Source organism: Aurantimonas marina (genome assembly GCF_017183135.1).
In the GTDB taxonomy this organism is placed as follows: domain Bacteria; phylum Pseudomonadota; class Alphaproteobacteria; order Rhizobiales; family Rhizobiaceae; genus Aurantimonas; species Aurantimonas marina.
Map to the genome: position 1 here is coordinate 21,046 of NZ_JADDXW010000024.1, position 7,865 is coordinate 28,910.

Here is a 7,865-nt window from a genome sequence, read left to right on the forward strand (position 1 = left end):
TCCGGCGGAGCCGCATGCGCTTTGCGAAATGGCGTGGGCCTGTTAGAACAAAAAAAGAACATTATTGGAATCGAGTCAAGGACTGACCGTCTTGGAAGAGTCGCCTGGACGACTTAAGTAGGCTCGGTCTCCCAACCACAAGGACTGCCGGACGCGTCATGGCCGAACTGAAGACGATCTCCATTCGCGGCGCGCGCGAACACAATCTCAAGAATGTCGATCTCGACCTGCCGCGCGACACATTGATCGTGATGACCGGCCTGTCGGGCTCGGGCAAGTCGTCGCTGGCATTCGATACGATCTATGCCGAAGGGCAGCGGCGCTATGTCGAGAGTCTGTCGGCCTATGCGCGGCAGTTCCTCGAGATGATGCAAAAGCCCGATGTCGATCAGATCGACGGGCTGTCGCCGGCGATTTCGATCGAACAGAAGACGACCTCGAAGAACCCGCGTTCGACCGTCGGTACCGTCACCGAAATCTACGACTATCTGCGGCTGCTGTTCGCGCGCGTCGGCGTCCCCTATTCGCCCGCGACCGGCCTGCCGATCGAGAGTCAGACGGTCAGCCAGATGGTCGACCGCATTCTGGAACTCGACGAGGGCGCCCGGCTCTATCTGCTGGCGCCGATCGTGCGCGGCCGCAAGGGCGAATACCGCAAGGAACTGGCGGAGCTTCAGAAGAAGGGTTTCCAGAGGGTGCGCGTCGACGGGGAGTTCTACGATATCGCCGACGCGCCAGCCCTCGACAAGAAGTTCAAGCACGATATCGACGTGGTAGTCGACCGCATCGTCGTGCGGGGCGACATTTCCGCGCGCCTTGCCGATTCGCTGGAGACCGCGCTGGGTCTCGCCGAAGGGCTGGCGGCGGCCGAATTCGCCGAGGGCGTCGATGAGAACGGCAAGCCGCGGCAATTGGTGTTTTCGGAAAAGTTCGCCTGCCCGGTGTCGGGCTTCACGATCCCGGAGATCGAGCCGCGCCTGTTTTCGTTCAACAATCCGTTCGGCGCCTGCCCGCGCTGCGACGGTCTCGGCTCGCAGCGCGCCGTCGATCCCAAGCTGATCGTCCCCAACGAGGCAGTGACGCTGAAGGGCGGCGCGATCGCGCCCTGGGCGAAATCGACCTCGCCCTATTACGCCCAGACGCTCGACGCGCTCGGACGCACTTTCGGCTTCAAACAGACCGACAAATGGTCGGAGCTGCCGGATGACGCCCAGAACGCGATCCTGAACGGCACCGGCAAGACCAAGATCGAATTCCGCTACAATGACGGAATGCGATCCTACAAGACGACGAAAAGCTTCGAGGGCATCGTGCCCAACCTGGCGCGCCGCTGGAAGGAGACCGATTCGGCCTGGATGCGCGAGGAGATCGAGCGCTTCATGTCGGCGACCCCCTGCCCGGCCTGTGGCGGTCACCGGCTGAAGCCGGAAGCGCTGGCAGTGAAGATTGGCGGATGCCACATCGGCGAGGTGACCGAGCTGTCGATCCGCGCGGCCGGCGACTGGTTCGAGGCCTTGCCCGCCAAACTCAGCGACAAGCACAATCAGATCGCCATGCGGATCTTGAAGGAAATCCGTGAGCGGCTGCGCTTCCTCAACGATGTGGGTCTGGAATATCTGACCCTGTCGCGCTCCTCCGGCACCTTGTCCGGCGGCGAAAGCCAGCGCATCCGCCTCGCCTCGCAGATCGGCTCGGGGCTCACCGGCGTTCTCTATGTCCTGGACGAGCCGTCGATCGGCCTGCATCAGCGCGACAACGAGCGCCTGCTGGTCACGCTGAAACACCTGCGCGACATCGGCAACACCGTCATCGTCGTCGAGCATGATGAGGACGCGATCCTGTCAGCCGACTATGTCGTCGACATCGGGCCGGCGGCGGGCATCCATGGCGGCGAGATCATCGCCTCGGGCACGCCCGCCGACATCAAGGCGCACCCGAATTCTCTGACCGGGCGCTATCTGTCGGGCGATCTCGGCGTGCCGGTGCCGGCAAAGCGTCGCAAGCCGGTCAAGGGCAAGCGGCTGAAGGTGGTTGGCGCGCGCGGCAACAATCTGAAGGACGTCACCGCGGAGATTCCGCTCGGTCTGTTCTCCTGCGTCACCGGCGTTTCCGGCGGGGGCAAGTCGACCTTCCTGATCGAGACCCTGTTCAAGGCGGCGGCGCGCCGCATCGCTAACGCCCGCGACGTGCCCGCCGAACACGACCGCATCGAAGGGCTGGAACATCTCGACAAGGTCATCGACATCGACCAGTCGCCGATCGGCCGCACGCCGCGCTCGAACCCGGCGACCTATACCGGCGCCTTCACGCCGATCCGCGACTGGTTCGCGGGGCTGCCCGAGGCCAAGGCCCGCGGCTATCAGCCCGGCCGGTTCTCGTTCAACGTCAAGGGCGGGCGCTGCGAGGCGTGCCACGGCGACGGCGTCATCAAGATCGAGATGCACTTCCTGCCGGACGTCTACGTCACCTGCGACGTCTGCCACGGCAAGCGCTACAATCGCGAGACGCTGGAGGTCACCTTCAAGGAGAAGTCGATCGCCGACGTCCTCGACATGACCGTCGAGGAAGGCGTCGACTTCTTCGCCGCCGTGCCGGCGGTGCGCGACAAGCTCGCCACGCTGAACGAGGTCGGGCTCGGCTATATCAAGGTCGGCCAGCAGGCGACGACACTGTCGGGCGGCGAGGCGCAGCGCGTCAAGCTCGCCAAGGAGCTGTCGCGTAAGGCGACCGGCCGCACGCTCTATATTCTTGACGAGCCGACGACCGGACTGCACTTTCACGATGTCGCGAAGCTGTTGACCGTGCTGCATGACCTCGTCGATCGCGGCAACACGGTGGTCGTCATCGAGCACAATCTCGAGGTGATCAAGACGGCCGACTGGGTGGTCGACATTGGCCCGGAAGGCGGCGACGGCGGCGGCGAGATCGTCGCGTCCGGTGCGCCGGAGGACATCGTCAAGGCCGAGCACTCCTACACCGGACAGTTCCTGAGGGGGCTGCTTGAGCGGCGCCCGCATGTCAGCAGCGTGGCGGCGGAGTGATGGAGGCGCGCACTATTAGAACGGGCATCGGCGGCTGGACCTTCGCGCCCTGGGAGGGCTCGTTCTATCCGGACGACCTGCCGAAGAAGAAGCAGCTCGAATACGCCGCCTCGAAGCTGACGACGATCGAGGTCAACGGCACCTTCTACCGCTCGCAAAAGCCCGAAACCTTCGCCAAATGGGCGAGCGAGACGCCGGATGATTTCGTCTTTTCGCTGAAGGCGCCACGCTACGCGGTCAATCGCAAGGTGCTGGCCGAGGCCGGCGAGTCCATCGACCGCTTCGTGCGCTCGGGCATCGTCGAACTGGGCGACAAGCTGGGGCCGATCCTGTGGCAGCTGGCGGGCACCAAGCGCTTCGATCCGGATGATTTCGGCGCGTTCCTCCAATTGCTTCCGAAAGACATCGAAGGCATCCGGCTGCGTCACGCGGTCGAGCTGCGCCATGAAAGCTTCGTCGACCCGGATGCCATTGCTTTGTGCCGCGATGCCGGCGCCGCGATCGTCTATGCGGAAAGCGCCGACTATGCCGAGATCGCGGACGTGACGGGGGATTTCGTCTATGCGCGGCTGCAAAAAGGCAATGCGGGGATCGAGACCGGCTATCCGTCCGAGGCGCTCGACCAGTGGGCCGAGCGCGCCCGACTCTGGGCGGCGGGCGGCGAACCCGACGACCTGCCACGCGCAGATCCGGCAACAAGCGCCCCGAAAACGCCGCGGGACGTCTTCGTCTACTTCATCCGCGAGGGAAAGGTGCGCGCGCCGCATGCGGCGATGGCACTGATGGAGCGTCTCGGCGACCGCTGAGCAAACTGTGCCGCGCCGGCGACCGAGTCAGAGGTGCCGGCCGCAAGCAAGGCCATGTAGTTCCTGGTGAACCTTCGGCAGCATGGCCGGCAGGTCCTCGGAAATCAGCCCCGACCCGAACAGTTCGGCGGCTCGGCCATGCATCCAGACCGCTGCGCAGGCCGCCTCGAAGCCAGGTGTGCCTTGCGCGAGTTGCGCCGCGACGAGTCCGGCGAGAACGTCCCCTGTTCCCGCCGTCGCCAGCCAGGGCGTTCCGGTCGCGTTGATCGCGGCGCGGCCGGCCGGCTCGGCGATGGCCGTGTCGCGCCCCTTCAGGACGATGATCGCGCCGGCACGATTGGCGGCCGCCCGTGCCCGCTCCAGCTTCGACCCGTGTCGATCCGCAATGTCGGGAAACAGCCGCTTGAACTCGCCCTCATGCGGCGTCAGCACCAGCGCCGGTCTATTGTACGCCGAGGCGCGCTTCCCCGCAGCGTGGGCGGCCGCGAACAGGGAATCCGGATCGTCGGCGAAAGCGCTGATGCCGTCGGCGTCGAGGACCAGCCGCCGCCCCGCCTCCAGGACCGCTTGGGCGAAACTCCGTGCCCGCTCGCCGACACCGAAGCCCGGCCCGAGCACAAAGGCGTCGAACCGCGCGTCCTCCAGGTGCTCGCGGAGTGCTTTTTCGTCGTCGCAGCGCTTTAGCATGATGGCGGTGAGATGCGCGGCATTGGCCATTAGGGCCGAGCCCGGTGAAAAGACCGTGACCAGCCCGGCACCGCCGCGCAGTGCCGCCGTCGCGGCCAGTCGCGCCGCGCCGGTCTGCGTCGCGCCGCCCGAAAAGACGACGGCGTGGCCGCGGTCGTATTTATGACCGGCGTCGGACAGCCGCGCGAGCGCGTCCATCCACAGCGCCGGTTCGTTGGCGAAGGTCGTCGGAGCAATTACGTCGAGAACCGTCGCCGGGATGCCGATATCGGCGACGATGGTGCGTCCGCAAAGGCTTCGGCCCGGCTCGAGCAAATGGCCCGGCTTGCGCCGGAAGAACGTCACCGTCAGATCGGCAGAGACCGCCTCGCCGAGAGGCTGGCCGGTGGTGCCCGAAACACCGGACGGAAGGTCTATGGCAATGACCGGTATCGACGCCGCGTTCAGCTTGCGGATCGCTTCTGCCGCTTCACCCTCCACAGGGCGCGACAGGCCGGCGCCGAACAGGCCGTCGATCACCAGATCGAAGGTTGCGGGCTCGAAGCTTTCGAGCGGACGTGTGGGTTCATCGAAGGCCGTGGCCGCGATGGCCGCGTCTCCGTGCAGATTCGTCACCGGGACGAGGCCGAAGATCTCCACCCGGCGCCCTGCCCCGCCCAGCAGCCGGGCCGCGGCATAGGTATCGCCGCCATTGTTGCCGGGGCCGGCCAGCAGCGCAATCCGTTCGGCTCGCGGATAATGCGCATGGGCGGCGGCGGCGACCGACTCCGCCGCCCGCTCCATCAACACGATACCGGGGATGCCGGCCGCGATGGTCCGGCGGTCCGCCTCGTTCATCTCGTCAGGCGTCAGGAGCGCAAGGCCGCGTGCTTCTTGAAAGACCATTGTCCTGCCTATTCCTTCATCATTGTGACAGCCTATTGGGCATTCCAGGTGACAGAAGCGCCGGCCTCGTGTAGCCGAGAGGATGATCGCAAGCATCCGCCTTCGGTTCCACCGTACGGTTGCGCGGTCTAGCAGCGCGCGGACCAGGCCGATTGCGGTCACGGAAGAGCGCTCTGGAAACTATTTCGAACCGGTCACGGTTCTGAGCCGTCTTTGGCACGTCTCCTGCTTTAGGCAGAGGTGACGGGCCGGCGGCCCGTGACGAGGGCAACGTCGAAAAGGACGATCGATGAAGAAGGTCGAGGCTATCATCAAGCCGTTCAAGCTGGATGAGGTGAAGGAAGCGCTCCAGGAAGTCGGGCTGCAAGGAATCACCGTCACCGAGGCCAAGGGTTTCGGTCGCCAGAAGGGCCACACCGAGCTTTACCGCGGCGCCGAGTATGTTGTCGATTTCCTCCCGAAGGTGAAGGTCGAGATCGTGCTCGCCGACGAGACCGTCGCGGCGGCGGTCGAAGCCATCCGCAAGGCGGCCCAGACGGGGCGCATCGGCGACGGCAAGATCTTCGTCTCCAATATCGAGGAAGCGATCCGCATCCGCACCGGCGAAGCCGGGACCGACGCTATCTGACGGTCGCCCTCTCATCAACAATCTCATCGTTCAGTAACAGGAAGAACCACCATGACGAGTGCCAACGACATCCTGAAGCAGGTCAAGGACAACGACGTGAAATTCGTCGATCTGCGCTTCACAGACCCGAAGGGCAAGACCCAGCACGTGACGATGGACATAACCCTCGTCGACGAGGATCTGTTCTCCGAGGGCACGATGTTCGACGGCTCGTCGATCGCCGGCTGGAAGGCGATCAACGAATCCGACATGGTGCTGATGCCGGACCCGGAAACGGCCTATATGGATCCGTTCTTCGCCCAATCGACCATGGCGATCGTCTGCGACATCCTCGACCCCGTTTCCGGCGAAGCCTACAACCGCGATCCCCGTTCGACGGCGAAGAAGGCGGAAGCCTACCTCACCCAGTCGGGCACCGGCGACACGGCATTTTTCGGCCCCGAGGCCGAGTTCTTCATCTTCGACGATGTGCGCTACAAGGCAGACCCTTACAACACCGGCTTCAAGCTCGACTCGACGGAATTGCCGTCGAATGACGACGCCGACTACGAGACCGGCAATCTCGGCCATCGTCCACGCGTCAAGGGCGGCTACTTTCCGGTACCGCCGATCGATTCCTGCCAGGACATCCGCTCGGAAATGCTGACCGTGATGGCCGAAATGGGCGTTTCGGTCGAGAAGCATCACCATGAGGTGGCGGCCGCCCAGCACGAGCTCGGCATCAAGTTCGACACGCTCACCCGCAACGCCGACAAGATGCAAATCTACAAATACGTCATCCATCAGGTGGCGAATGCCTACGGCAAGACGGCGACCTTCATGCCGAAGCCGGTCTTCGGCGACAATGGCTCGGGCATGCATGTTCACCAGTCGATCTGGAAGGGCGGCAAGCCGACCTTCGCCGGCAACGAATACGCCGGTCTGTCGGAGAGCGCGCTGTTCTACATCGGCGGCATCATCAAGCACGCCAAGGCGCTTAACGCCTTCACCAACCCGTCGACGAACTCGTTCAAGCGACTCGTTCCGGGCTACGAGGCGCCGGTGCTGCTGGCCTATTCGGCGCGCAACCGCTCGGCATCCTGCCGCATCCCCTTCGGCCAGTCGCCGAAGGCCAAGCGCGTCGAGGTTCGCTTCCCCGATCCGACGGCGAACCCCTACCTCGCCTTCGCGGCCATGCTGATGGCCGGTCTTGACGGCATCAAGAACAAGATCCATCCCGGCGCGGCAATGGACAAGGACCTGTACGACCTGCCGCCGGAGGAGCTGAAGGAGATCCCGACCGTCTGCCGTTCGCTCCGCGAGGCGATGGAGAGCCTCGATGCCGATCGTGAGTTCCTGAAGGCCGGCGGCGTCTTCGACGACGACCAGATCGACGCGTTCATCGATCTGAAGATGGCCGAAGTGCTCCGGTTCGAGATGACGCCGCATCCGGTTGAATTCGACATGTATTACAGCGTGTGATTCCCGAAGCCCTGGATTTCTAGGAAAACTGGATTTTCCAGGCGATTGGATCGTCGTTCGGGACAAGAATGGTTCGGACTGGGGACGAAGAGCCCACAGCCCGAGCCATTTTTTTATGCAAACATTCCGCAAAAGTTACCTGCGATAGGACGGTCTCGCCCGGATGGCACCAAGCTCGGTGCGATCAAGGTGCCGGATGACCGCGCCAACCGCCCCTTGCCGGGAGCAGCGTAACCGGCTGTTGATGACGGCGAGCCAGTCGATCCGACAAGGCGTCCAAGGTGCCCATAGCGTTCCAGGACCGTTCGACCGGTAGTCGCTGCGGGGCAAGTAGCAAGTTCCTCGTATGCCGCGGAC

General features: G+C 64.3%; 4 protein-coding genes and 1 pseudogene. 4 read left to right on the plus strand and 1 reads right to left on the minus strand.

Annotated elements, in window-relative coordinates; all coding sequences use genetic code 11:
- Positions 1-158: 158 nt before the first annotated feature.
- Together uvrA and ING15_RS18195 are read left to right on the plus strand one after the other, a co-directional pair.
- Positions 159-3,008 (plus strand): annotated as a pseudogene (gene uvrA, locus ING15_RS18190) (excinuclease ABC subunit UvrA); the annotation flags it as partial.
- A gap of 32 nt (positions 3,009-3,040) precedes the next feature.
- Entirely contained in the window at positions 3,041-3,847 is an 807-nt protein-coding gene (locus tag ING15_RS18195; protein ID WP_206456273.1) for a DUF72 domain-containing protein, read from the plus strand.
- 27 nt (positions 3,848-3,874) lie between these two features.
- Here ING15_RS18195 and ING15_RS18200 read toward each other — a convergent pair whose 3' ends face one another.
- Entirely contained in the window at positions 3,875-5,419 is a 1,545-nt protein-coding gene (locus ING15_RS18200; protein WP_206456268.1) for an NAD(P)H-hydrate dehydratase, read from the minus strand.
- Between the two features lie 289 nt (positions 5,420-5,708).
- On the opposite strand from ING15_RS18200, the gene ING15_RS18205 reads away from it, so the two are divergent.
- Both ING15_RS18205 and glnA read left to right on the plus strand, forming a co-directional pair.
- Positions 5,709-6,047 carry a P-II family nitrogen regulator gene (locus tag ING15_RS18205; protein ID WP_024350649.1) on the plus strand — a complete coding sequence of 113 codons (339 nt, stop codon included), beginning with the start codon at positions 5,709-5,711 and terminating at the stop codon, positions 6,045-6,047.
- Positions 6,048-6,098: 51 nt separating this feature from the next.
- The gene (gene glnA / locus ING15_RS18210) at positions 6,099-7,508 is read left to right on the plus strand and encodes a type I glutamate--ammonia ligase (RefSeq protein ID WP_206456269.1); all 1,410 of its coding nucleotides are present in this window, start codon (positions 6,099-6,101) and stop codon (positions 7,506-7,508) included.
- Positions 7,509-7,865: the final 357 nt, after the last annotated feature.